A 24,387-nucleotide genomic window follows, 5' to 3' on the forward strand; every position below is an offset into this window, starting at 1 on the left:
AAGAGTTATTCAATTCAGTTTTTGCTCATATACCAGCTTCCCTTCTTGGTCCAGACCCTGTATCGATTTCCAGATGTACTGCTGGTCTCCCTCATTCCATACAAACAGAAACATGCGGTCTTCCTTGATCGTTTGACGCAGAACCTCTTCCTTTCCCGCCGGGTTACGGAACTCTTTCTTAACCTCCATGTAAAGGACGACGGTCTTGATCTGAGGATCGGACACATATCCGTACCACTTCGCAAGCCGCAGCTCTTTATCAATTTGAGATACCTCCCAGCTGTAAGTGAGCGGCTTGCTGTTATCGATTTCCATACCGCCAACTCCCCCGCCCGGAAACCACCGGGTGCCCCTTTTTATCGAAGTACCGGCGGAAAACCATTTCTTGTACGTTCCTAGAAAAATGACGGTATTGCTGTCGAAAGAAACTTCTCTCACAATCTTGGACGGACCGTAGTGGAAGCTGCTCTCGGACAATTCATGCGCTTTCCTGGCATCAGTGCTGCCGTCCAAGGGATCTCCGTCCCTGAAATAAAGAAAGACCAAGAGAACGGCAACGATCCATTCCGCTGCAGTGATGATCGTCTTCTTTCTCATTGGTGTTCACCTTCTTGTGTAAGCGGGATATTCACAGTTGCCTGTCTGTCATATAAATCATATTTCACCTTCAAACTGTTATAGCTGCCTTTTATTGCGTCAAAATGGAGTGTCCCCTCAGTTCCCCAAGGTTTGCCGTTGCTTCCCGCCGAGTGCTGGAAAGGCTCCTCACCGTTTGGGCCGATTACCTTAACGGCTGAATGTGGAAATGACCACCCTCCGGGCTCCGCCTTATGAAGCGTGTAATGGAGAACGATCTGTTTCGGTGTTATATAAACCGCGTTTACTGTAAATACATCCCGGTCAATATGCATCAAGGCGTTCGTTTCGTACACGCTAACTGGACCGTCCTGCTCCAGTGCTTTTAATTCCGCTTTGCTGTTATCCTCCACCGAAAAAAGCTCAATTGCTTGAGGAATCAGCAATATCCCGAAAATAACGATGATGACCCTTCTTACTAAGGTTCCCGCGAGGATCAAACGTCTCATCAACCCGCCTCCTTCTATCGATATAACTATAACGCGAAAATGAGGAAAAAGTTACGTATATTTACAGCAGGGCGCCCCGGTGATATAATCCGCTTTAACGACAGAGAGGGGGTGAATATATGTCAAAAACAGCGAAGGTGGTTCTGCTCGCCGTTTTACTTATTGCCGCCTGTCTCTGCCCATTTCAGCAGCATGCTGCTGTGGAACAAGGAAACACTATGCAGCTCAGTTGGGTGAAGAACACGTATCCAACAGCTGAATTCGAGCCGGCCGCTTTCAAAAACGGCCAAACGTCACTCCTGTTCATCCCCGTCATCATTTTCATTATGTTCCTTTTTATTGCTGTTCCCCCTCTTGGAAGGCTGAAATTTAGCATCCGTTCTTTTATCCCCATTCTAAAGCTGTTCTACATCCTTAATCCTGTTAAATTTAAATCCAAATTTATAGCGTTAATCCCTGTTCATCTATAATCATAGAATGAAAGGGAGAATTCAGTTTGTTCAAAATAATAAAATCATTAATGCCGTTTATATTTACGGTGTTATTATTTGTGACCTTTGTTTTATCGACCGCGCCTTATATTGCCCGTCACATCAAGCTTGGCCTTGATTTGAAAGGCGGCTTCGAGATTCTTTACCAGGTTAAACCAGTGGATGCCGGTGGGAAGGTAACCCGGGAGCTGCTTTTGGCAACCGAACGAATAATCGAAAAGCGTATTAATATAAGCAAAGTGGCGGAGCCGGAGCTAACCATAGAAGGGTCTGACCGCATCCGGGTGAAAATCGCCGGCGTTACAGATCAGACCAAGCTTCGCGAGTTGATCGGTCAACCGGCTTACCTGACGTTTAAAGATGATCGCGGCCAGTTGGTGCTGGACGGCCATGACTTATCCCCGAACGGCGCCGTCATTGGATACGACAACTTGAATCATCCCGAGGTCATTGTGAAATTCAAAGACCCGGCCAAGCTGGAGGACGTGACGACACGGAATTTCGGGAAACCGTTATCCATTCTGCTCGACGGCAAGGTTGTTTCAGCGCCGGTAGTACGAAATATCATCAGTACCGGAACCTCTGCTATATCAAGTGCCAATCTGGATTCCGCCACCGAAATGAAAGATCTTCTGAATGCCGGATCCATGCCGGCGAAGCTTATTGAGAAACAAGTCAATTCCGTTTCGGCAAGTTTGGGAGAACAGGCGCTTCACAGGACATTGTTTGCAGGGTATGCCGCATCAGCGGCTATTGCTCTCTTTATGCTAATTGCCTACAGGCTGCCGGGACTAATTGCCAACCTGACGCTTCTTGGTTTTGTATATATCTGCTTCCTTCTTCTTGACTGGATGAATGCGGCAATGACGCTTTCCGGCATCGCCGGGTTCATACTGGCCATGGGTATGGCGGTCGACGCGAACATCATTACTTACGAGAAAGTGAAGGAAGAATTGAGGGAAGGCAGGAGCATACGGTCCGCCTGCAGGATTGGCGCCAGGACTTCCTTTCCCACCATTCTCGATGCTCACGTCACGACCCTTATCGCCGCTCTCGTGTTAACGATTATCGGCACCAATGCTGTAAAAGGGTTCGCCATCGTCTTAATGATGACGATCATCGTCAGTCTTTTCACCAATGTGGTTGGTTCGCGTTTCCTTCTGGGACTGCTCCTCAAGGGGAATATGATCCGTAGTTCTGCATGGTTTGGTGTGAATCCGTGCCGACGGGAGACTATCGCTGTGCAATCGGCGCCAAATATCGTTAAGGGAAGAAAGCGGTACCTGTTCATCTCAACTTCGATCCTTGTATTGGGACTGCTTGTGATATTAAGCAGAGGGTTGAATCTGGGGGTCGATTTTCATTCGGGGACAAGACTGGACCTGCACATAGGCAGCACATTTGAAGCGCGGGACATTACAGAGATAATACAAGAGGAGATTCCCTCAGCATCAATGAAGCCCGTTGTAAAATATGGCGAGAGTGGAACGTCGGCCACGACTACCTTCAGCAGAACGATCCCGGTTAATCAGCTGGACTCGGTTGAGAGCAAGCTGAAGGAGAAGTACGGCGATCAAGTAACCAGGCAGGAATCCACCGTTGCTCCCGTAATTGCGGAAGAGATGGTGAAGAAGGCAGGTCTTGCCATACTTATCGCTTCGGGATGCATCGTGCTGTATACGGCCTTGCGCTTTCATTATTTGTACGGAATAGCATGCATCATTGCACTGATCCATGATATTTTGATTCCGATCGCCCTCTTTTCCGTTTTCCGGCTCGAAATCGATTTAACTTTTGTCGCGGCTATACTGACTATTGTCGGTTACTCGCTTAATGACACGATCGTTATATTCGACCGGATTCGTACGAATATGAGGAGGAAAGACATCACATCGGTCCGTGATTTAGAAGAACTTGTGAACACGAGCCTCTGGCAAACGATGAAGCGCTCTATTTACACGGTGCTGACTGTATTTATTTCAGCGGTTGGTTTATTATGGCTGGGAGGGGAAAGTATACATCTGTTTTCGCTTGCGCTCATATTCGGGTTGGTAAGCGGTGCATACTCTTCCATTTTTGTTGCAGCCCCAATATGGCTGATGTTATATAAACACAAATTGAAGGAATAATTTCACTTGCGAATATTCGGTTTTGTGTGAAAATAAAATTATAACGAAGAATGTTGTCAAAAGGAGAAATTGCAGATGAGAAAAAGTATCGAAAATTTTAAAGAGCTGCTGGTCAAGGAGAATAAGCTTCAGGGGCACGAAGATGTGCTGATTGCATTCGATCATCTGCTGGATATGGTAGATGAGCATGAACGGCAGCATCAGGTTGAAGTCGGCATTCGCAGCTTGAATTATGAGAAGCCCAATGGTCAATTGGAGGCGGCTATCCGTGAAGAGGCCCTTTTCTTCCGTCAAGCCATTCATACTGTGATTGAGCGTACGGTTGCGGATTTGGTTAATAAGGGAAATAAAGAATGGCATAGATTTTTTAAATAAGGCCAGGTGTAAATTTGCTGGGGGAAAGGAGTCGTCGGCTCCTTTATTCCCCGCTTTCGGCGCCATACCGATGAGATGGTTCACCCCACGAAAGTCCATCCCGTTGTATCTTCGAATGAGGTGCAAGGGTTGGTCATAGACAATTACCCATTGGTCGGCTATTAAAAAAAGCGTAAAACAGTCCCTATCTTTCACAAGGTAGGGGCTATTTCACGCTTAAGTATGAAGATGGATAAAAACGGCGGTTTTTTCGTGAACGTATGAAAGCTATTCTCCATTACCCTACCGGAGAATGTCGTCGAGATGGTAGGATACGACAGCCATAAGTTCCTCTCGCACGAATAGTTCAGGGAAGGTCGTATGATGGACGACTAGCCCATCCACAAGTGCATGCAACCTCTTCGTCTCAAACTCCGCGTTGATACCTTCCTTCGTCACACTTCGTGCGATAAGATGATCAATCATTCGTCGGAATCCAGCGTGCAGTTCATCGTGAACCTCGCGGCTAAGAGCTCGAATATCTGGATCAGATACGGCTTTGCCGGCAAAAGCCAGCCACACCTCAGATTCCAATGTGCGTTCTTCGTCGAGCGGCGTGATCTCCGCGATAATAAGCTCGATGTCGTGACGCGGCTCGCCCTTGAAAGGGAGCTTCTGTATACGCTCATTTGCTCGTTGGGAAATAAGCCGCATAGAGTAAGCGATCAGCTCATTCTGCGAATCAAAATAATAGCGTAAGGACCCGAGCGAGATGCCGAGCTCATCCGCGACCCGGCGAACGGTTATACCGTCCAATCCTTCCCGGCGTATCACCTGCCAGGCGGCCTCTGCAATTTTCTCTTTTCGTTCCTGATGGTTTACGATTTTCGGCATATTCACATTATAACACGCTTGTTATTTAATACAACTGTGCTATAATAAATCCATCTTTATAATACAACTGTATCAAAAAAGGAGGGATCGTGATTACCGCCATCATCATAGGGTGTGAAATCGCATTCTGGCTGTTCGTCTTGGCCGGCCTGATATTCCGTTATCTTTTCCGCAGAAAAAGAATTGGTACTCTCTTGCTGTTCTGTACACCTCTAATCGACCTGATACTCTTGGTCGTCACTTTCATCAGTCTAAGAGCAGGCACGGAAGCGACATATGCCCATGCACTTGCAGCTGTCTACATCGGCGTTTCGATCGGATACGGGCATAGAATGATCCGTTGGGCGGATGTCCGGTTTGCCCACTGGTTCGCTCATGGTCCTGCACCCGAGCGAAAATACGGAATGGAGCATGCCCGACATGAACGAAACGGCTGGTACCTTCATCTGCTGTCCTGGGTCATTGGTTGCGCAATCCTGTATGGGATTATCCTTATGATCGACTTGGGAAGCCAAACGGAGATACTTCTGCAAACTATCCGGATCTGGTCGCTAATTCTCAGTATTGATTTCTTTATCAGCTTCAGCTACTCGTTCTGGCCGCGCAAGAGGAAGTATACGGCTTAGGAGCTCCTCCATTCCCCCTCATTTACACAGAATTGTTCTATCAGCCGATGAATGAGGCCATTAAATGGAGTTTAATATATCGGTCGTTTGGAATCCACGATGATTCATGTTATCGGGAATGCTGACGATATTAAACTTTAACTGATAAAAATATTTATCAGCTGTCGGACTCTTCAGAAGCCCACTCATCGAGTGAGGCTTTTTTTGCTGTCCTCAGACTGCTTCCGGTTCGTATTGTGCATCAGACCCGCTGACGATAGGTTCGTCCACATGCGTCGATATTGATAACTATTATGGTAATTTTGTAACCATAAATTTCTATAACGTTATTTCATTTACAATTATCTGCCAATAAAGCGTTTTGCAATCAATACAAGCCCGATTTCGACTTTAAAAATAACATTGTAATTAATTATGTGTTGTGGTATAAGTAAAATTGTTAATATAAAACCTTGGATACCTTTGAAAGGGGATAAAAAAAGGACGCCCGATAGCAATACCGTAATATGGAGATAAAAGCAGGCATTTCCGGTTAATAGCATTAAAAAAGATGTGAGTACAGTGCAAGTTTTTAATGAAAAGGATTACTTAATTACAGATTGACAATGAAAATGGTTTGAATTAATGTTAACTAACAGGTTTAAAGTTAATATTAATGCTAATATCAAGCTTTAAAGCTAAAACTTACTATTGTAGGGGGAATAGAAATGAAAAGATCTTTATTATTGCTTGCTGCAACCGTTTTCATCCTAAGCATGGTATTGTCCGCATGCGGGTCCGGCAATACTAGCGGCAGCAATGGAGGAAAATCCGGCGAAACTGCGACTGCAAAGGACAAGGTGACGATCAACCTGGTGGCTTTCGCGCAGCCGCATGAGCAGAAGATGTATACCCAGTTGATCAAGAAGTATCAGGAGAAATATCCTCACGTCAAGGTGAACTACATTACGACACCTCCTGCAGATTATCCAACAAAGCTGCAGGCGATGATCGCAGGCGGGCAGACGCCGGACGTATTCTACGCATCGCCGGAGAATGTCAGCTTCATGGTTGATACCAACCAGCTGCTCGATCTGACGCCCTATATTGAGAAAACGAGCATTTTTAACGTCGACAATATTTGGAAGAAGGGCCTCTCGAAGTACACCAGGGACGGCAAAACCTACGCGCTCCCTAAGGATGTTGGACCTTTCGCATACGCTTACAACAAAACGCTGTTTGAAAAGGCCGGCATCCCGACTCCGGACCCGAAAACCCCGCTAACCTGGGACGAATACATTTCGATCGCCAAAAAGCTGACGCTCGACGACAAGGGCAATAACGCGGAAAGCCCGGATTTCAATCCGAAGAAAATTAAGCAATACGGCGCGGGCTTCTGGTGGCACGAGCCTGCTGTATGGGGCAACGGCGCGGATTACATTAACGAAGACGGCACAAAGGTTACGATCGACGACCCGAAATTTATTGAATCGCTGCAATTTGTTGCCGACCTCCGCAACAAGTATCATGTCGTTCCGTCCTCAGAAGACGAGACTGCAATGGGCGGTTATACGCGCTGGTTGAACGGTACGGTAGCCATGTTTCCGATGGGTCCGTGGGATACCGCCGCATTTTGGGATTTGAAGTTTGATTACGACCTGATGCCTTGGCCATCCAATAACGGCACTTGGGGCACGTGGCTCGGCTCCCAAGGCTTCGGCGTATCCGCGAAGACGAAAAGCCCGCAGGAAGCGTTCGACCTCGTTGCATTCCTTAGCGTCGACCCGGACATCCAGCGCGAAGCGATGACTATGGGCCTGCAGGTGCCGAACCTGATCGATATGGCGAAGAACGATTACTTGAAAATGACCGACAAGAAGCCGGTCAACAAGCAAGTGTTCCTTGATGTTATCGAAACGAACGGGCATGACTGGTCTTTTGAGAAGACTTATGACCGTGAATGGTATGACCTCTTCAACTCCAGTGTAACCCAGGTGTGGGAGGGCAAGAAGACACCTGAAGCGTTCGTCAAGGAACTCCAGCCGAAAATGCAGGAGCTTGTCGACAAGTCGGCCGAGAAGAAGAAGAAAGCCCAAGGGCAGAAATAAACGAAGCAGAGGACGTACGGGTGTGGGACACTTTCCACGCCCGGATTTTCTTTCAGAGAGGCAACGATAACTCAAGAGAGGTGAGAGCATGCAGCTGTCTGAAAAGAAGAAGGAAATGTGGATAGCATACCTTTTTATCCTGCCATTGCTTCTTCAGTTTGTGATTTTTACGGTTGGCCCTATGATTTTCTCGGGCATCATGAGCTTCACGGATTGGAATATCGTGCAGAAGGCTTCATTCGTAGGCTTCGACAATTATAAGAACTTATTTCGGGATGAGAAGTTCTGGAAATCCCTCTATAATACCGTCTACTATATGATCGGAATACCCATTGGACTGATCTTAGCGATGCTTCTTGCGATTGGACTGAACCGGCCGCTCAAGGGTTCTAAGGCGTTCCGCGTCATATTCTATATGCCGGCGGTCTGCTCGCTGGTGGCAGTCGCCATTCTGTGGCAGTGGTTGCTTAACAAGGATTACGGACTCATCAACTATGTATTGAGCTGGTTCGGTATTGAAGGGCCGTCCTGGCTTGGGAACGAGGCGTGGATCAAGGCTGGCCTCATTCTCATGATGGTTTGGAAAGGGGTTGGCGCTTCCTCGATCTTCTATCTGGCCGGTCTGCAGAACGTCCCGAAATCGCTGTATGAGGCAGCGGAAATCGACGGAGCAGGGAGGTACGGCATGTTCCGCCATATTACCTTCCCCTTGTTGACACCGATGACGTTCTTCCTGGTCATTACTGGGCTGATCGGCGGATTCCAGCTGTTCGTTGAGGTCATCATCATGGCAAGCAACGGCGGAGACGGACCGAACAACAGCGCGGTGACGCTTGTCGTGTATATGTTCCAGAAGGCCTTTAACTACTACGAAATGGGTTACGCCAGCGCCATGGCATGGGTACTCGGCATCATAATGTTCATCATTACGTTCATCCAGTTCAAGTTCCAGGATAAATGGGTGCACGAATAAGCGAAGGAGGAGCCTAAGTGAGCGCCAATCCAAAAACAATGCAAGGAGCGAGTAAAAAGGCGAGCGAAAGATGGACGGATTTCTTCGTCTATTTTCTCCTGGCCCTCGGTTCTCTTGTAATCCTTATTCCGTTCTGGTTTTTGTTCATCACTACGATGAAATCACCGATGGAAGCCTTTATCATGCCGCCAGATTGGTTTCCGAAACCGAATTTTGTGAAGTATACGGAAATTTGGGAGAAAGCTCCTTTTCTTCAAGGTATTTTTAACAGCCTGAAGGTTGCGCTTCCGATCATCACCATAGGCACCTTTACGTCCTCGCTGGCGGCCTTTGCTTTTGCAAAGCTGCGCTTTCCGGGACGCAATTTCATCTTTCTTATGCTGCTCGCTACCATTATGATTCCGTTTCCGGTAGTCATGATTCCGCAATTCGTCATGTTCTCGGAGCTGCAGTGGATCGATAGCCTGAAGCCGCTCATTATTCCGGCCATGCTCGGCAACGTAATCATGATGTTCTTCATCCGGCAGTTTATGAACAGCATCTCGGACGAGTTCATCGAAGCTGCCAAAATTGATGGCGCCTCGCTGTTTGGCATATTCATCAAGATCATGCTGCCTATGGTCAAGCCTGCTGTCGCCGCGCAGCTTATTCTATGGTTTCTCGGCATCTGGAACGATTACCTGGGGCCACGTCTCTATCTGACCACCCCGGAGAAGAAAACGATACAGCTGATGATGGCCGACTTCAACGCTTTCTACGTGATCCAGAGCGATTATCCGCTCATCATGGCGGCCGCGTTCATCGTCATGATTCCGATCCTGATCGTCTTTCTCGTGTTCCAGCGTTATTTCGTCGAGTCTCTTAATTTCACGGGGGTAAAGGGCTGATAGGGGAAGAAGATCAGTCCGGCATGCGGTTCGGCCGTATGGGCAGCAGATCGTCACGCGGCTTTGACAAAAAGAAGCCCGGCGAGGGTTACTCTGCCGGGGCTTGTTCTGTTTGCCGGTAATATAACTTGAATACGATGTCCTGATTGTAGTTGCCAAATCCGGAGCCGAACAGCGTAACTCCGCCGATGTGTGAGGCGTTCTCTTCAATGCCGATCCTGAAACTCAGCTGCTTCTCCCGAATGTTCAACTGGTCGAGCGAGACGACGGACACCTGATTTCCATCGATGAATGTCCCTTGCTTGTTCACCTTGATCACCTTCAGAAGTCCGTACTGGTTGACTTCGTCCCACCACCAATCCGGCGTATACTTCCCGTGTTTACCGCCGAAATCTCCCGGACTTGTCCAGGTGCCGAGCTTGACGCCGTTCAGGTGGAAGGAAATGTCGGAGGGCCAGTTCCTGTTGGTGAACGGGGCTTCAGATGAAATCTCCATCGTAATCTCAAGCTCTTCAGGGATTTCATCGCTGAGCAGGTAGTTTGGCACTTTGTAATCGACGAAGCCTCGCCCGAACCAAAGAATCTTGGCGTTGAAGCGTTCAGCATCAAGGAAGCAGCGCGGTTCGTCGAACTCGCCGATCACCTTTTCCGTCGAGGCGAGTCCACAGGTAGGCTCGATGTGGAAATCGGTGTAATGCCCAACGGATACAATGGTTTGGTGATAGTCGCGGGTAGGTGATGTATCGCCCTTGCGCGGAAAATCGATGGTGATCTGCTCGGCGACGAGTGTACACACCTTGCGATTGCCGCCCTGCCCCGGGATTTTCGTTGCTTGGATAATACCGGCCTTCTCTAGTTTCTTGACGTGCATAGTCATAATGGGACTGCTTAAATTCAGGGCTTGGGCAAGTTCTTTGACGTTCATGTCCTGCTTGGCCAGTAGATTGATGATTTGCAGGCGTACGCTGCTCGATAGCGCTTCATATATCGGCAGCGAGAGAGGGGTCGTATCGATTTTCATTCTTTCTTCTCCAAACTCTTAAAATTAATATTCTTATGAACAATATACGTACTTTAGTTATCAATTACAAGGCAGACATAAATAATGACGGAGGGATTGCTGTGAACAATCGTTTGCGTGCCGTAATCGTTATGCTGGCGGTCATATTGCTGGTCGTTGGCTGCGCGGACTTCCGCTCGGCCGAAGGTGGTGACAGTAAAATCGAGCCCCCTGTTTTTGGAGAAGTAACGGTCCATGATCCTTCGATCGTTAAGGTTGACGATATGTATTATATATTCGGATCGCATTTGGCATCGGCGAAATCAGCCGACCTGAAGGCGTGGACCCAGGTATCGACGGATGTCAGCTCCGGTAACGTACTTATCCCTGATCCGTTTCTCGAATTAAAGGAAACGTTCGATTGGGCGCAGACGAGGACGCTGTGGGCAGCGGATGTCATCCAGCTGAAGGACGGCAGGTTCTATATGTATTACAATGCGTGCCGGGGTGACTCCCCGAGGTCGGCGCTTGGTGTAGCGGTTGCGGACGCGGTGGAAGGGCCCTACAAGGATCTCGGAATTCTGCTCAAGTCCGGAATGGATGCGACCGAGCCGCTTGCGGACGGCAGCTACTACGATGCGACCATCCATCCGAATGCGGTAGATCCGGACGTATTCTACGACAAGGATGACAATCTTTGGATGGTGTACGGCTCTTATTCGGGCGGCATATATATCCTGAAGATGGATCCGGAATCGGGAAAGCCGGAACCGGGACAGGGATACGGCAAGAAACTGCTCGGGGGCAATCACGCCCGAATCGAAGGGCCTTTCATGCTGTACAGTCCGGAAACAAAGTACTACTATTTGTTCCTCTCCTACGGCGGGCTTGACGCAAACGGCGGATACAACATCAGGGTCGCACGTTCCAAAAATCCGGATGGTCCATTCGTCGATACCGAAGGTAACGATATGGCTCACGCTATGGGAGCGCCCGGTACATTGTTTGACGACCGGTCCATTGAGACTTACGGCGCCAAATTGATGGGCAATTTTCAATGGATCGGCAAGGACGGTGAGGAAGGCGGCGGTTACGTCTCTCCGGGCCACAACTCCGCTTATTATGACGAGGAAAGCGGCAAGTATTACCTCATTTTTCATACCCGGTTTCCGAATATGGGCGAAACGCACAATGTTCGCGTCCATCAAATGTTTTTGAACGAGGACGGCTGGCCTGTCGTTGCGCCGCACCGTTATGCGGGAGAAACGACCGGGAAGTACGGCAAGAAGGACTTGGCCGGTGCATATAGACTGGTCAATCATGGAAAGGACATATCGGCCGATATTAAACCCTCTGCTGCGATTACGCTGGAGAGCGACGGCACGATCACGGGAGCGCTCGCGGGCACGTGGAAGCTGTCGGACGGGAACAAGGCGGCGGTTACGCTGGACGGGATCGCCTACACCGGCGTCTTCGTCCGCCAGTGGGACGACGCTGCGCAGACGGAGACCATGGCGTTTACCGTATTGTCGGAGGGCGGGACGGCGGTCTGGGGCAGCCGTGTCTATGACCGCATGGAGCAGACGAACTAATACATTTATCAGGAGATGAATACAACCATGAACGAGAAACTGAACCAAAGCGGATCTCGCACAGCTGAATTGATCATCGAGCAGCGTGCGGACCCCTGGGTATACCGCCATCATGACGGCTTTTATTACTTCACGGCGTCCGTACCGGAATACGACCGCATCGAAGTGAGGAGGGCGGAGACCATACGGGGACTTGCGGATGCGGAAGCCAAGGTGGTCTGGCGCAAATACGACACGGGACCCCTCAGCGCTAACATTTGGGCACCGGAGATTCATTACATGGACGGCAAATGGTACATTTATTTCGCCGCCGCCCACACGTCGGAGACTATGGACGGTCTGTTCGACCACCGCATGTTTGTGCTTGAGAATGAGTCCGCAAACCCGCTCGAAGGCGTGTGGGCCGAAAAGGGACAGCTCCGAACGGAGTGGGAATCGTTCTCGCTCGACGCCACCCGGTTCGAGCACAAGGGCACGCACTATCTGGTATGGGCACAGCGAGACCCCTCAATTCCGGGCAATTCGAATCTGTACATCGCCCCGCTGGCCAACGGCTGGACGCTGGGGGGAAGGCAGGTGATGCTGACCAAGCCGGAGTACGAGTGGGAGAAAATCGGCTTTCTGGTCAACGAAGGCGCGGCCGTCATCAAGAAGAACGGGAAAATTTATATCAGCTACTCTGCAAGCGCGACCGATTTCAATTACTGCATGGGGCTGCTGTGGGCGGATGAAGACGCCGACCTGATGGACCCGGCATCCTGGAATAAATCACGTACGCCGGTGCTGACGACCGACGAGGAAGCAGGGCAATACGGTCCGGGCCATAACAGCTTCACAGTGTCCGAGGACGGCACTGAAGACGTTATGGTTTACCATGCGCGTACGTACAAAGAGATCGTCGGTGATCCGCTGTACGATCCGAACCGCCATACCTGGATCAAGCCGGTCCGTTGGCTTCCTGACGGTACGCCGGACTTTCGCGGTTAGAGGCGACTGGACGGGAATGCGGATGCGATGCGGTAATCCCGGTTTACCACTGGCCCCGCTCGATGAATTCTGCAACGGTACGCCCGGCGAAAGACTACTTGCCGGGCGTTTTCCGTTTCGTGCACAATGAATTCACTTATTAGTTGCAAAATGCAATTATATATTGTATAACTAAAACATGAGGTGAATGAGTATGGATCGGAATCCAAGAGAACTGCTGCAAATCATGACGCGCCGGTTTGGGCTACTGAATAAAACCTGCTGCAGCATTGGCAACAACGATATTTCTTTGGTTCAAAGCCATATTCTTTATGAAATCGATCGCGGGCACCAGCCTTCGATGCAGCAGGTTGCAGATACACTGGGCATGGATATCACCACCTTTAGCCGTCAAGTTCAAACCTTGATCAAGAAAAAACTCGTGAAGAAAACGGCTTTACCGGAAGATCGAAGGGTCTATATCCTGACTCTAACGGTCGAAGGGAAGTTCGTCGCCTCCACGATTGATCGAATGATGAACGATTACTTGGACGAGGTCTTCTCGTTTATGAATGAATTTGAGAAAGAAACGGTAATTCGATCGTTAAAGCTATTAAACGATAGTATGCAAAAATCAAAAATGTGCTGTACTCCAATGGGGTGATGGTTAAATTACTCCATTATCTTTAGGTTAATTATTGTAAATTGCAACTAATTTGTATCGGCTTTAACGCTGTTTCCCATTCAGAGGGTCAATACGGACAGATTCTGTAGTGCCACGGCCGCTGCGGTGAAAAAAAGATAATGGCGACCCAATAGTTGCAATTTACAAACAAAAAAAGGGGGTGAAACATGTATAGACTGCTGGATGTCATCGTTATCGGAGGAGGTCAATCAGGATTGGCCTCGGGATACCATCTCAAAAAGAGCGGCCTTACGTTTTTAATTCTTGAGGCAAGCGGAACGGCTGCAGGGTCGTGGCCGGAATACTACGATAGTCTGAAATTATTCTCGCCGGCGAAGTATTCATCTCTACCTGGCATGTCTTTTCCTTTACCTGGAGACCGGTATCCGACCCGTGATGAAGTTATTCATTACTTAAAGGATTACGCCTCGCATTATAAGCTGCCGATCGCGTACCACAGCCGCGCCGAACAGGTTATTAAAGTAGCCGGGAACTTTCAGATTATGACTGAAACAGGGCAAACGTACCTGGCAAGAAATATCATCTGCGTTACCGGTTCACCAACCTGAGGGATATTCGGAAGATACTCCTGAATATTTAATTTTTCTCAAGATGTCAGCACATCTGGATTATGAATATTTTTAAAAATTTCCAGTAAGTACGAGACCGAAGCAGGCAGCATTCAACAGCAAAGTAATGCCAGCGGCGATCAGTAATCCTTGAACGATACCGCTTTTTTTACGGAAAATAAGGATAGCAGGAATCAGGTATAAGAGCTGCGTGATGCTGATAAAGAAAAAGGCGGCAGGAAAAAGGAATAGCAGTAAGTGCAGCACGGCCAACAGCCCGATTCCGAGCCATACCTGCTTGGCATGGTCAGGCGATTTGCGAGAAGGCGAAACGTCTGGCTGCTTGTTTTCCTCTTCATTCATTCCACTCATTGATTTTACCTCCCGGGCGCATGTCAAATTCACTTCTCAGTTCAGCCAGCTTCTTCTCCTGATCACCGCGATAGAACATATTGTACGTGTCAAAAGGAATGATTCGTCCATCCGGATGTACGATGTGAACGCAGGATTTTTTGACGGAGCGTACATCAAAATTGTATGGATCTAAAAACTGCATAATGATGACACGGAATACATTATCATAGCTAATGTTGCCCGGCACGGCGACCATCGGCAAGCAGCATAGCAGGTTTTTCAGCGAAAGCGCGGAAGAATCAGGGGAATGAGCAGTCGAGAACAGCTCGAATATTTTTGACTTAAGTGATTGATCCTGCTCGAACACGATCGTATTGCGGCCGCCCTCCAGTAATATTTGAGGGTCCATTAATCCGGTAAGCGGCAGCACATCCCCGCCCAGCTTCAAGGCGTAGCCCATGGCCAAACAATCAGGGTGGCATGGCACCGGAATAATATCCTCTGGGCGAAAAATGCCGGATTGGTCAATTATTGCTTGCCGCACCTCACTAAGGGTCAAGCGGTCCTTCGCCGGATCGTAATCTTCCAAACGTCCTGCCGCTTGGATAGGTTGGAAGGTTACACCGCGTACGGCGGGCTGCTTCAGGCCGAACTGAATAATGTCGCCGATCTCATGATCGTTCAATCCTTTTTTGAGCGTAACGACCAGCGTGGTCGAAATATTGAATTCGTTCAAATGCTCTAAAGCCCGGCGGCGAACATCGCGCAAATCAACGCCGCGAAGCTCTCGCAGTGCCTCCTCCTGGAAGCTGTCGAACTGCAAGTAAATTTCAAATCCGGGCCTATATTCGGCTAACCGCTCGGCAAAGTTCCGGTCCTGAGCAATACGGAGGCCATTGGTGTTCAACATAATATGCTTGATTGGCTTGCTTTTGGCGAGGTCCAATATTTCGAAAAACTGCGGATGAATAGTAGGCTCGCCCCCGCTAATTTGCACAATGTCAGGTTCGCCTTCATTGCGGACGATGGCATCGAGCATTTTCTCGATCTGCTCCAGTGAGCGCCACGAGTCCTTGTGCGGGGAAGACTCTGCATAGCAAATCGGACATTGCAGATTACAGCGGTCAGTGACCTCGAGCAGCGTCAGACAGCTATGCTGCTCATGATCGGGGCATAGTCCGCAATCATATGGACAGCCGTAGCGGATCGGTGTGTTCCAGTGCTGCGGCATTTCCGCGGGCTTAAGGAATTCGCGGCATTTCTTATAATAGGCGGCGTCGCTTGCAATCAGTACCTTTTCCCGTCCGTGCTGTCCGCAATATTTGAGCAGAAACACTTGATTGTCCTCAATGATGACTTTAGCTTCGACCTTGCGCAAACATTTCGAACAGATGCTGTTCGTCAGCTCGTAGAAAATGTAGGGTCTGTTTTTCGTTGTCATCGCTACAACTCCTTCCTATGTGAGCGCAGCGGTTGCCCCAGCCACTGGTATATCAAAGCAAAGTAATAGATTAACCCTGCGAGGCAAGCCAGCTGAATATTGTTAAGCCCGAGATATAGATGAGGGGTCGGCTTTATAAAATCGACGGCCAAGCGGAATAAGAGATACCCTGCCATAAAAAGCTGGAATATCGCTCCGTCAGGAAATGCGGCTCTTTTTTTCCACCGATAGAGCATTCCGCCAAGCATAAGCAAGAAAGCGATTTCATATAGCTGTGTCGGGTGACGGGGGATGCCATCGCCAAAATCAATGCCTGTAATCCAAGATGTTGGAATGCCGTAGGTATGGTCACTAAGCCCGGTCATAAAGCAGCCGATGCGCCCAATAATCATGCCTACCATAATCGGCAGCGCCATATCATCGCCAGTGGAACGGGTAATGCCGACACGCTTCTTCATTAGCTCAACGCCGATCAGTCCGCCTAGCAGTCCGCCGACTATCGTTTTGCCCTCCATTAAATAGGTGTAGCTGCTCCAGTTTTCGATCGTCCGCACGGGGTCCTCCAGCCAATACAATACTTTAGACCCGATGGCGGCTCCTAGAATGGCCCCTACAATTATCCATATGGCCTGCACCATCGGAAGCTTATCCTTGCTGCGGGTGTAGAGGTACACTCGAAAGCCTATAAAATATGCGAGCGCTTCAAATACCGCATGAGGATGCAGCTTTATAAAGCCAAGATTGATCCAAATAGGGAAGGTCATCGCGATCTCCGGTTTCTTTATTATGGGTTTATTTTCTACACTTTCGATAGAGGCAATTGATAATCCTTTATTTCCACAAGCGGTGGTAAAGTAATTTTAAAATGTATTATCCTTAGACTATATCAACAACCTTGGTTATGATTACATTCACACTCACCAATTTTTTACTCGCTAGGAAGCACTATTAATTACGAATCGGGGACAAAAATGAAAACATCTGCCCACACTGAAGTAAGCGAAAAGTTAAATACTTACATGAATACATTAGCGGATCAAGGATATTTCAATGGTGCGGTACTGGTTGCCGAGGAAAACCGGACATTAATGAGTAAAGGTTTTGGTATGGCCAATTTTGAGCATGATGTACGAAACACATCAACAACGAAGTTTCGTCTCGGTGCAATAACCAAGAGCTTCACTGCAATAGCTATAATCCAGTTACAGGATCAAGGGTTACTTAATGACAATGATCCAATCAGTTTGTACATACCGGACTATCCCAACGGAAACATCATAACCATACATCATTTACTAACAAACTCATCAGGAATTCCAGATTATTCGTCTTTCCCTCTCTATTGGGAAAAGACGATGAGACTTTATTCTACTACCGAGCAAACAATTGAATCGTTTAAAGATAAACCGCTGCAATTTACTCCGGGAGATGGCTGCAATTACACAAGTTCACCCTTCATTTTGTTAAGTTACATCATCGAAAAGGTTTCAGGAATTTCGTATCAAAAATATATAACAAATAGTATCTTAAGCCCTTTGAATATGAGAAATACGGGGGTTGACGACGGTAGAACGCTTCTGAAGCATTCAGCTTCAGGTTACTCGATATATAAGGGTATCATCCCAACCGAATATGTTGACATTTCATTGCATGCAGGAGCCGGAGGGATGTATTCCACAGTCGAGGATCTTTATCTCTGGGACAAGGCTTTATCCAGGGACGGAATACTCAGTCAGCAGAAATGGGAGCAGCTATTCGGGAGTAATACCTCACCATTCGGCAGCTGCGGTTGGGTCGTAACAGAACAATTCATCAACAACAAGACAAGAAAACGGGTATGGCACAACGGGACAATGAATGGTTTCTATTCGGAGTTTAATCGCTATATAGACGAGAATATCACTATAATTGTATTGAGTAATGTGAACCTGACGCCTGTAGACGTCATTTGTGAGCGTTTGGCGAAAATAGTGATGGGTGAAGAAGTCGTTCCGCCTAATCCCGTCGTGCGGATAAGTATAGCCTCCGATGAATTAAGAAAATATGCCGGAATATATAACACTGGTGAAGAGACCAATAGTAAAGACTCCGTAGAAGAGGCACAGTTAAGAGAAGCCTTGGATAAACTAACAAGTATCGATAATCCTAAATTCGCCGTCGGATTGTTCTACGAAATATTTTACGAATACGGCATCGACCCTACAAAAACCGTTGTAGTAACCTATGAAGATGATGCTATTTACTTGTTTATGCAAAAAAATAAGGGTGCATGGTTTAAGTACGAAATCGTTCCGGTCTCTAAACAAGATAACTCCCTGACATGCATTACATTGCACATTGAAGAACGGGTAGAATTCCGAATTGAACCAAATGGACGACTAAGGCTAACTCATTTGGATCCGCATAACCACCGAACTGATGCGCTTAAACGCACTGTTTGATAATGCAGTCTTAATGCATAATATAATCGCTGCCCTTAGACCAATCGGTTTATCGTGAATAAGAAAAGACCTTAAGTGCACCTCCCCTGAGGTCTTGGTGACGGCAGCAGTAACGTGAATGGCGCGAGTGCTATCCTAATTCTTGTCTGCAACTGTCAATTCAGACGTCGTTTCGCCGGAAGTTTCCATATAATCAATTCCCCATTCCACTAACAGCTGCAATATGGGGATGAGCTTGAGACCGATCGGCGTAAGCGAATATTCGACTTTCGGCGGGACCTGCCGGTAAACTTCGCGGTGAATCAATCCATCGCCCTCGAGATCTCTAAGGGTATTGGTCAGCATCGCTTGGGTCACCTGCGGCAGCGTCTTCTGCAGCTCACTGAATCGTTTTGGCCCATCATGGAGCATCCACAATACAAAAACCTTCCATTTCCCTCCGATTAAGCTTTGTGTTGTAAATATAGGACACTTCATGAATTCTTCCCCATACTTCGACATCACGTTTCCTCCAATAGTATGTTTTTTAATACTATCTATGAAAAATAATAGTACTTGTTTTTATTATGAGTATCCTTTACTTTAATATTGTAGCAAATAGTTAACCGAATAGGGAGTGAGTAGTAATTTTTTTTGCGTCAAGTTGTAACTGTTTGAGTTACATATCTATCACTGAGGAGGTTATTTTCGTTTGAAAAAGCAAATCGCTTCTATCTCGTTAGCCGGACTGTTACTGTTTTCTTGCACGACATCCGCCTTTGCCGCCGATGCCAAAGCAAATATTAAAATTGTAATCGACGGACAGCAGGGAACTTATGCGGATGATCCGGTCATGCAAAATAATCGTGTTCTGCTGCCGTTCAGAGCCGTAGCGCCGGAGCTGGGTATTCCGAATGACAACGAACACATTATCTGGAATAAGGGGGAAAGAAGCGTCACGTTCCACTATAACGGAAACAAGATTTTTATCCGTGAAGGCAGCCAAAAAGCGTTTGTAAACGATAAGCAGATAACTCTGGCTACTGCGCCGAAAATCTCCGGAAGCGGAAAATTATATGTCCCTGCGGAGTTAATCAAACAAACCTTGGGCAAACAAGTAACATGGGACGCTTCCACCAAATCGGTGCACATTTCAACAAGCAATAAGGCAAAAGCGGTCGAGGTTCTGAAGAGCTTTGAAACCGGCGATCCGACAGCCATGGAGAAATGGATTAGCCCCGACAAATATATACAGCATAATCTTGCCTTCCCCAGCGGCAAGGAGGCTCCTATCGCCGCAATTCGGCAGCTCAAAAGCGCCGGCGTGAAATATGATGTCAAAAGGGTAATCCAGGACGGAGATTATGTAGCCGTTCATTCGGAGGTTAATCTCTTCGGGTCCAAGGCGGTCTTTGACATATTCAGATTTTCAAACGGGAAGATCGTCGAGCATTGGGACAACATTCAGGATTTGGCTGCACCCAATCCGAGCGGTCATACGATGGTTGACGGTTCGACCGAGATTACAGACCGTGATAAGACGGATAAAAACAAGGCTTTAGTCAAAAAATTCGTAGAAGATGTTCTGGTGGGCGGGAACATTGAAGCGATGCCCGGCTATTACGACGGCGACAATTATATCCAGCATAACCCTATGGTTGGGGATGGCTTGGCGACAGTCATGAAGGCATTTCGGACAATGGCCGAGCAGGGTTTCAGCTCCAGCTACGATAAAATTCACATGGTGATAGGCGAGGGTAATTTTGTTTTAGTTGTAAGTGAAGTGAATATGGGCGGCAATACTGCTGCGGTCTATGACCTTTTCCGGGTGGAAAACGGAAAAATCGCCGAGCATTGGGATATTTTCGAGGCCGTGCCGCCACAAGATCAATGGAAGAATACGAACGGTAAATTCTAAAATTAAAAATGAAGGGAAGGAAGTCCAACATGTCTATTGTCATTACAGGAGCTACAGGTCAACTCGGAGGTCTCGCGGTGAGGCATCTTCTGGCCAAAAAAATACCCGCAAATCAAATCGTGGCCGTTGTCCGGGATTTAAAGAAGGCCGCTCATCTGGCGGAGCTTGGATTAGAACTCCGACAGGGAGATTATAACGACCGGGCTTCACTCGAGAAAGCTTTTGCCGGGGCTTCCAAAATTCTCTTCGTCCCAAGTCCTGACGCTCACGACGAAACGCTGCGCATGGCTCAGCATACAAACGTCATACAGGCTGCCAAGGAGGCTGGAGCGGGCCATATCATTTATTACGGATACGCCTTTGGTGAGCAGTCCAAGCTGCCCCTCGCCGTCACTCATGTAAGCACTGAAGAAGCCATTCGCGGTGCGGGCATTCCCTATACATTCCTGCGCAATTCCCTATATACCGAGGTGTTCGTGAGCCCTGACGCAGTAGGTGCTGCCCTGCAGTTCGGCGCTCTGGTTGCAAATGCGGCAGACGGTACCGTCAATACGGCGACCCGCAGTGATCTCGCTTTGGCCGGGGCCGCGGTGCTCACCGGGAATGGACATGAAAACAAGTCTTATAACCTCGTTTCCAATGAAACATGGACCTTTGGCGATCTGGCCCAAATTATTTCGAAGGTTGCCGGCAAGGACGTTGTATATCAGCCCGTTTCTTATGAAGAACAGAAGGGTATGCTCCTACAGGCAGGGCTCCCTGAGCCGGTAGCTGACATGATTGCAGGAATTTATCAAGGGGTTTCCGAAGGTGAAACATCGAGAACCTCGGACGACCTGAAGAATCTCATCGGAACACTTACTCCTCTTGAAGAAACGGTAAGGCAAGCTTTGCAGGGTTAGATATGTGCATCCCGAACTCGCGGAAAAGTTTTTTATTATGTTATTTTTTTGCATATAATAAACGTATCAATAGCCGCAGAAGGGATTCTCTTATGACTAATATTCCGAAGCTTCTTATTACCGCAGGGGCCGTTCTGATTATCGTCGGCCTGCTTTGGACGGTGCTCGGCAGATTCATCCACCTCGGTCGTCTGCCCGGCGATATATCTGTGGAGAAGGGGAATTTCAAGTTCTACTTCCCGATCGTTACCTGCATTGTGATCAGTGTTGTTTTATCGCTAATCGCGTATATTGCCCGCTGGTTTTTCAAGTAGACATATACGTGAAAGGCAGAGTATCCGATCGCTCAGGGCGACGTGTAAGAGCGAAGAGGCCGCGTCGGGCGCGGGCTGGAGGGCTGTGACAGGATGCCAAGAGGCATGCTGTTGCGGCCTTTTTGGGCTTTTCTTTCGACAAATGACGAACAAGAACAAGATAGAAATGGAGTTGACAATGGGCGGAAAATGGCTTAATCTTTTGATGAGTGAGTAACTCACTCAAGACTTTTCCTCTATTTAATAAAGGAGATGAAATAATTGAAAACGAATATTCTGCCGGATTTATTCCTGCGTAAACGAAATCAGCGTATTAACGCACGAAAACTACATATCAATACGGCTAATCGTATAGTTGAAAGCCGTTACGTAACCCTCGGAGGCATTGATCAGTGGGTAACGATACGCGGGGAGGACTGCAATAATCCTGTATTAATGCTGATCCATGGAGGACCTGCTTCCACGTATTCCGTTTTCAGCCCGTTGTTGCGTAATTGGGAGAAACACTTTACAATCGTTCAGTGGGATCAGCGAGGTGCTGGCAAAACATACTCCAGGAACGGAAAGGAAGGAAGCGGAACCATCTCTTTCAACCGCCTCGTTGAAGACGGAATAGAACTGGCGGAATACCTGTGCAGCAAACTACGACATCAGAAAGTGATCCTAATCGGCAGTTCGGTAGGAAGCCTGACCGGAATTATGATGGCGAAACAGCGTCCCGATCTTTTCTATGCCTATGTCGGTACAGACCAGAATTCCCCGGATCCTCAGCATCTTACGTACCAGTTGGCGATGGACGCTTTCCGCCATGCAGGCAATTCGAAGGCAGTCCGACTTGTTGAGCAAATGGGGCCGGAGCCATCCCTCTGGAGCCGCAAAGATTTTGAAAAAAGGAATCAATATATGGTCAAAGCGGTCAGAGACGTTCCGAATATGATTATGGACCTCTTTTTGCCGTCGATGCTCTCATCTCCGGAACATAAAATGAGCGATATCATACATATTTTTAAAGGAATGAGCTTCTCTCTCGATCATTTATTTGGCGAATTGATCACTTTTGACTTCGACAAAGTTGGATTGCGCTTTGAGCTCCCCTTCTTTGTTTTTCATGGCGACAGAGATATCATAACGCCGACTGCAACGGCAAAAGCGTACTTTGACGAGATTGAAGCTTCTTACAAAGAATTTGTACTTATAAGGAATGCCGGCCACCTGGCGTGTTTTGCCCGGCCCGAGCAATTTCTGGAGGAACTACTCCGCCTTGTGGCTCCGCTCGTAACCGTCGATAGTTAACCATCCGCAGTTGGGATGACCTATACATTTCATGATACAATGAGAATAATATCTTCAAAAGATCGGAGATCGAGGCTCATTGTCACCATTAAACAAACAACAATTGGATCAGATCCGCGAGGAACGAAGAGAGCAAATTAAGCAAGCGGCGCTAAAAATATTCGCCCGCCACGGATATGCAGGAACGAAAACGAGCGTCATCGCTGCTGAAGCGGGCATCAGCGAAGGACTTATTTTCCGTTATTTCAAATCTAAAGATGAGCTTTTCACCGCACTTGTTCAGGAGTTATTGGAGGAAGCGAGGAAAGAAACCGGAAACGCTCAATTGTTGCCCGGATCGCCTGTTGAACAAATCAAAGCATTTACCGAAGACATGCTTGACGAGAACAATAAGTTTGCTTTTATGTTCATGCTGAGGGCACGCAAGGAGGGGATAATCCCGGAGGAGGCTGCGCGGATTCTTGAACAAAATCCGGTTGATAGTTTACTTAAACACTTGCTCCCGGTTTTTATAAACGGCCAGAAGTCCGGACAATTCTCCGCGGGGGACCCATTAAAGCTGTTGTCCTGGTACATCTACATGGTCAATTCGCTCATAGTGGAGGAAGTGGAGCAGGAGGAGCACGGAATGCCCAGTGCTGATTTTTTAATGCGCGTTTTGATGAAGTAACGATAGGTCCGAACGCCTTAAAATCCGGTGAGTTGTATCCTTCGTGATTCCCCCATGTCAATTTGACATTACTTAGATATCAAACTATAATGAATTAATTATAAAAAGGAATGCAGCCTCACTAATTAACCGCAACGTCCTTGAGAATCTGCTGCAAAGATTTAATGCACCTGTTTAGGAACCGAGGCACTAGATTGCAAGAAAATTAGATGTCTAACCAATAATCAAGCAAAGCTTGGATTTCGTAATCTAAGACGTCTCAACAAATGAGTACAATTTTTCAGAAAGGGAGTTACACTATGACTTCAGAAACCAACAAACAGCTGATGCACCGTTTTACCGTGTTCATTAACACCGCCAGCGAGAAGCTTGCTGAAGAGCTCATCGCCCCGGATGCGATCTTCCATGTCGCGGGACAAACCGAGCCGATGAGGGGGCCTTCAGGCTATCTCGCAATTATCGCGATGATGAGAAGCGGGTTCCCCGATATACAATGGAAGCTGGAGGAGATGGTTGCAGAGGGGGACAAGGTGGCTGTACGGTTCACAATGCACGGCACACACCAAGGCACTTTCTTCGGCTTCCCGGCGACAACAAATACAATCGAGGTGCAAGCTATGAATTTTTACCGATTGTCCGGCGGGCAAATCGTAGAGGAATATGGACAACCTGATATGCTTGGGCTGCTTCAGCAAATCGGCGCGGTACCAACAACTTAAAACATGATACCTGCATTC

The 24,387-nt window shown here is 47.8% G+C and carries 26 protein-coding genes; 18 read left to right on the top strand and 8 right to left on the bottom strand.

From position 1 onward, the window contains the following. Positions 1–9 precede the first annotated feature (9 nt). Both KZ483_RS05660 and KZ483_RS05665 read right to left on the bottom strand, forming a co-directional pair. A complete protein-coding gene (locus KZ483_RS05660) occupies positions 10–597 on the bottom strand; it encodes a hypothetical protein (RefSeq protein WP_220351732.1) in 588 nt (195 codons plus the stop codon). Continuing rightward, the gene (locus tag KZ483_RS05665; RefSeq protein WP_220351733.1) at positions 594–1,085 is read right to left on the bottom strand and encodes a hypothetical protein; all 492 of its coding nucleotides are present in this window, start codon (positions 1,083–1,085) and stop codon (positions 594–596) included. Before KZ483_RS05665 ends, KZ483_RS05660 begins: the two co-directional genes overlap by 4 nt. 119 nt (positions 1,086–1,204) lie before the next feature. On the opposite strand from KZ483_RS05665, the gene KZ483_RS05670 reads away from it, so the two are divergent. The 3 genes from KZ483_RS05670 (at position 1,205) to KZ483_RS05680 (ending at position 4,080) form a co-directional block, all read left to right on the top strand. Next, positions 1,205–1,555, top strand: a complete 351-nt coding sequence (locus KZ483_RS05670) for a hypothetical protein (RefSeq protein ID WP_220351734.1) — start codon at positions 1,205–1,207, stop codon at positions 1,553–1,555. Between the two features lie 26 nt (positions 1,556–1,581). Beyond that, a complete protein-coding gene (gene secD, locus KZ483_RS05675; protein WP_220351735.1) occupies positions 1,582–3,705 on the top strand; it encodes a protein translocase subunit SecD in 2,124 nt (707 codons plus the stop codon). 75 nt (positions 3,706–3,780) lie between these two features. Next, positions 3,781–4,080, top strand: a complete 300-nt coding sequence (locus KZ483_RS05680; protein ID WP_220351736.1) for a hypothetical protein — start codon at positions 3,781–3,783, stop codon at positions 4,078–4,080. A 282-nt stretch (positions 4,081–4,362) separates the two neighbouring features. Here KZ483_RS05680 and KZ483_RS05685 read toward each other — a convergent pair whose 3' ends face one another. Next, on the bottom strand, positions 4,363–4,953 hold the full coding sequence (locus KZ483_RS05685) for a TetR/AcrR family transcriptional regulator (protein ID WP_220353278.1): 591 nt from the start codon (positions 4,951–4,953) through the stop codon (positions 4,363–4,365). 89 nt (positions 4,954–5,042) lie between these two features. Between KZ483_RS05685 and KZ483_RS05690 the strand changes: the two genes are divergently transcribed. From KZ483_RS05690 to KZ483_RS05705, 4 genes are all read left to right on the top strand, one after another. Continuing rightward, on the top strand, positions 5,043–5,579 hold the full coding sequence (locus KZ483_RS05690; RefSeq protein WP_220351737.1) for a hypothetical protein: 537 nt from the start codon (positions 5,043–5,045) through the stop codon (positions 5,577–5,579). Between the two features lie 707 nt (positions 5,580–6,286). Then, positions 6,287–7,666 (top strand): ABC transporter substrate-binding protein, encoded by a 1,380-nt coding sequence (locus KZ483_RS05695; protein WP_220351738.1) that lies wholly within the window; start codon positions 6,287–6,289, stop codon positions 7,664–7,666. An 88-nt stretch (positions 7,667–7,754) separates the two neighbouring features. Then, positions 7,755–8,639, top strand: coding sequence for a carbohydrate ABC transporter permease (locus KZ483_RS05700; protein ID WP_220351739.1), 885 nt, complete (start codon positions 7,755–7,757; stop codon positions 8,637–8,639). 38 nt (positions 8,640–8,677) lie between these two features. Beyond that, on the top strand, positions 8,678–9,526 hold the full coding sequence (locus KZ483_RS05705) for a carbohydrate ABC transporter permease (RefSeq protein ID WP_220353279.1): 849 nt from the start codon (positions 8,678–8,680) through the stop codon (positions 9,524–9,526). A gap of 88 nt (positions 9,527–9,614) precedes the next feature. On the opposite strand, the gene KZ483_RS05710 is transcribed toward KZ483_RS05705, so the two are convergent. After that, on the bottom strand, positions 9,615–10,547 hold the full coding sequence (locus KZ483_RS05710; RefSeq protein WP_220351740.1) for an ArsR/SmtB family transcription factor: 933 nt from the start codon (positions 10,545–10,547) through the stop codon (positions 9,615–9,617). Positions 10,548–10,678: 131 nt separating this feature from the next. On the opposite strand from KZ483_RS05710, the gene KZ483_RS05715 reads away from it, so the two are divergent. From KZ483_RS05715 to KZ483_RS05730, 4 genes are all read left to right on the top strand, one after another. Then, positions 10,679–12,118 (top strand): arabinan endo-1,5-alpha-L-arabinosidase AbnB, encoded by a 1,440-nt coding sequence (locus KZ483_RS05715; RefSeq protein WP_220353280.1) that lies wholly within the window; start codon positions 10,679–10,681, stop codon positions 12,116–12,118. 27 nt (positions 12,119–12,145) lie between these two features. After that, positions 12,146–13,105, top strand: a complete 960-nt coding sequence (locus KZ483_RS05720) for a glycoside hydrolase family 43 protein (protein WP_220351741.1) — start codon at positions 12,146–12,148, stop codon at positions 13,103–13,105. Between the two features lie 193 nt (positions 13,106–13,298). After that, a complete protein-coding gene (locus KZ483_RS05725) occupies positions 13,299–13,748 on the top strand; it encodes a MarR family winged helix-turn-helix transcriptional regulator (RefSeq protein ID WP_220351742.1) in 450 nt (149 codons plus the stop codon). A 188-nt stretch (positions 13,749–13,936) separates the two neighbouring features. After that, positions 13,937–14,338 carry an NAD(P)-binding domain-containing protein gene (locus KZ483_RS05730; protein ID WP_220351743.1) on the top strand — a complete coding sequence of 134 codons (402 nt, stop codon included), beginning with the start codon at positions 13,937–13,939 and terminating at the stop codon, positions 14,336–14,338. A 72-nt stretch (positions 14,339–14,410) separates the two neighbouring features. On the opposite strand, the gene KZ483_RS05735 is transcribed toward KZ483_RS05730, so the two are convergent. The 3 genes from KZ483_RS05735 to KZ483_RS05745 are packed head-to-tail and all read right to left on the bottom strand — an operon-like array spanning position 14,411 to position 16,897. Then, positions 14,411–14,710, bottom strand: a complete 300-nt coding sequence (locus tag KZ483_RS05735) for a hypothetical protein (protein ID WP_220351744.1) — start codon at positions 14,708–14,710, stop codon at positions 14,411–14,413. Beyond that, positions 14,694–16,133, bottom strand: a complete 1,440-nt coding sequence (locus tag KZ483_RS05740; protein WP_220351745.1) for a radical SAM protein — start codon at positions 16,131–16,133, stop codon at positions 14,694–14,696. The genes KZ483_RS05735 and KZ483_RS05740 overlap by 17 nt, the downstream gene beginning before the upstream one ends. Before the next feature lie 2 nt (positions 16,134–16,135). Beyond that, positions 16,136–16,897 (bottom strand): prolipoprotein diacylglyceryl transferase, encoded by a 762-nt coding sequence (locus KZ483_RS05745; protein ID WP_220351746.1) that lies wholly within the window; start codon positions 16,895–16,897, stop codon positions 16,136–16,138. A gap of 207 nt (positions 16,898–17,104) precedes the next feature. On the opposite strand from KZ483_RS05745, the gene KZ483_RS05750 reads away from it, so the two are divergent. Beyond that, positions 17,105–18,574 (top strand): serine hydrolase domain-containing protein, encoded by a 1,470-nt coding sequence (locus KZ483_RS05750; protein ID WP_220351747.1) that lies wholly within the window; start codon positions 17,105–17,107, stop codon positions 18,572–18,574. A 135-nt stretch (positions 18,575–18,709) separates the two neighbouring features. Here the strand turns inward: KZ483_RS05750 and KZ483_RS05755 are convergent, their stop codons facing one another. After that, positions 18,710–19,114 carry a winged helix-turn-helix transcriptional regulator gene (locus KZ483_RS05755; RefSeq protein ID WP_397376184.1) on the bottom strand — a complete coding sequence of 135 codons (405 nt, stop codon included), beginning with the start codon at positions 19,112–19,114 and terminating at the stop codon, positions 18,710–18,712. A 151-nt stretch (positions 19,115–19,265) separates the two neighbouring features. On the opposite strand from KZ483_RS05755, the gene KZ483_RS05760 reads away from it, so the two are divergent. From KZ483_RS05760 to KZ483_RS05785, 6 genes are all read left to right on the top strand, one after another. Beyond that, entirely contained in the window at positions 19,266–20,471 is a 1,206-nt protein-coding gene (locus tag KZ483_RS05760) for a stalk domain-containing protein (RefSeq protein ID WP_220351749.1), read from the top strand. Between the two features lie 29 nt (positions 20,472–20,500). Further along, positions 20,501–21,373 carry an SDR family oxidoreductase gene (locus KZ483_RS05765; protein ID WP_220351750.1) on the top strand — a complete coding sequence of 291 codons (873 nt, stop codon included), beginning with the start codon at positions 20,501–20,503 and terminating at the stop codon, positions 21,371–21,373. A 92-nt stretch (positions 21,374–21,465) separates the two neighbouring features. Next, a complete protein-coding gene (locus KZ483_RS05770) occupies positions 21,466–21,687 on the top strand; it encodes a DUF2905 domain-containing protein (protein WP_220351751.1) in 222 nt (73 codons plus the stop codon). A 261-nt stretch (positions 21,688–21,948) separates the two neighbouring features. Continuing rightward, positions 21,949–22,980 (top strand): alpha/beta fold hydrolase, encoded by a 1,032-nt coding sequence (locus KZ483_RS05775; protein ID WP_220351752.1) that lies wholly within the window; start codon positions 21,949–21,951, stop codon positions 22,978–22,980. Between the two features lie 79 nt (positions 22,981–23,059). Further along, positions 23,060–23,650 (top strand): TetR/AcrR family transcriptional regulator, encoded by a 591-nt coding sequence (locus KZ483_RS05780; protein ID WP_220351753.1) that lies wholly within the window; start codon positions 23,060–23,062, stop codon positions 23,648–23,650. Positions 23,651–23,949: 299 nt separating this feature from the next. Then, positions 23,950–24,369: an ester cyclase gene (locus tag KZ483_RS05785; protein ID WP_220351754.1), complete on the top strand. Its 420-nt coding sequence runs from the start codon at positions 23,950–23,952 to the stop codon at positions 24,367–24,369. Positions 24,370–24,387 lie beyond the last annotated feature (18 nt).

This window comes from Paenibacillus sp. sptzw28 (assembly GCF_019550795.1).
GTDB lineage: Bacteria > Bacillota > Bacilli > Paenibacillales > Paenibacillaceae > Paenibacillus_Z.

Excerpts from the sequence above, each read along its gene's own strand:
- KZ483_RS05785 (WP_220351754.1), top strand. The coding sequence starts at position 23,950 with ATGACTTCAGAAACCAACAAACAGCTGATGCACCGTTTTACCGTGTTC.
- KZ483_RS05735 (WP_220351744.1), bottom strand. The coding sequence starts at position 14,710 with ATGAGTGGAATGAATGAAGAGGAAAACAAGCAGCCAGACGTTTCGCCT.
- KZ483_RS05695 (WP_220351738.1), top strand. The coding sequence starts at position 6,287 with ATGAAAAGATCTTTATTATTGCTTGCTGCAACCGTTTTCATCCTAAGC.
- KZ483_RS05740 (WP_220351745.1), bottom strand. The coding sequence starts at position 16,133 with ATGACAACGAAAAACAGACCCTACATTTTCTACGAGCTGACGAACAGC.
- KZ483_RS05720 (WP_220351741.1), top strand. The coding sequence starts at position 12,146 with ATGAACGAGAAACTGAACCAAAGCGGATCTCGCACAGCTGAATTGATC.
- KZ483_RS05700 (WP_220351739.1), top strand. The coding sequence starts at position 7,755 with ATGCAGCTGTCTGAAAAGAAGAAGGAAATGTGGATAGCATACCTTTTT.
- KZ483_RS05665 (WP_220351733.1), bottom strand. The coding sequence starts at position 1,085 with ATGAGACGTTTGATCCTCGCGGGAACCTTAGTAAGAAGGGTCATCATC.
- KZ483_RS05770 (WP_220351751.1), top strand. The coding sequence starts at position 21,466 with ATGACTAATATTCCGAAGCTTCTTATTACCGCAGGGGCCGTTCTGATT.
- KZ483_RS05660 (WP_220351732.1), bottom strand. The coding sequence starts at position 597 with ATGAGAAAGAAGACGATCATCACTGCAGCGGAATGGATCGTTGCCGTT.
- KZ483_RS05750 (WP_220351747.1), top strand. The coding sequence starts at position 17,105 with ATGAAAACATCTGCCCACACTGAAGTAAGCGAAAAGTTAAATACTTAC.
- KZ483_RS05705 (WP_220353279.1), top strand. The coding sequence starts at position 8,678 with ATGCAAGGAGCGAGTAAAAAGGCGAGCGAAAGATGGACGGATTTCTTC.
- KZ483_RS05670 (WP_220351734.1), top strand. The coding sequence starts at position 1,205 with ATGTCAAAAACAGCGAAGGTGGTTCTGCTCGCCGTTTTACTTATTGCC.
- KZ483_RS05715 (WP_220353280.1), top strand. The coding sequence starts at position 10,679 with ATGCTGGCGGTCATATTGCTGGTCGTTGGCTGCGCGGACTTCCGCTCG.
- KZ483_RS05725 (WP_220351742.1), top strand. The coding sequence starts at position 13,299 with ATGGATCGGAATCCAAGAGAACTGCTGCAAATCATGACGCGCCGGTTT.
- KZ483_RS05680 (WP_220351736.1), top strand. The coding sequence starts at position 3,781 with ATGAGAAAAAGTATCGAAAATTTTAAAGAGCTGCTGGTCAAGGAGAAT.
- KZ483_RS05765 (WP_220351750.1), top strand. The coding sequence starts at position 20,501 with ATGTCTATTGTCATTACAGGAGCTACAGGTCAACTCGGAGGTCTCGCG.
- KZ483_RS05710 (WP_220351740.1), bottom strand. The coding sequence starts at position 10,547 with ATGAAAATCGATACGACCCCTCTCTCGCTGCCGATATATGAAGCGCTA.
- KZ483_RS05685 (WP_220353278.1), bottom strand. The coding sequence starts at position 4,953 with ATGCCGAAAATCGTAAACCATCAGGAACGAAAAGAGAAAATTGCAGAG.
- KZ483_RS05745 (WP_220351746.1), bottom strand. The coding sequence starts at position 16,897 with ATGACCTTCCCTATTTGGATCAATCTTGGCTTTATAAAGCTGCATCCT.
- KZ483_RS05730 (WP_220351743.1), top strand. The coding sequence starts at position 13,937 with ATGTATAGACTGCTGGATGTCATCGTTATCGGAGGAGGTCAATCAGGA.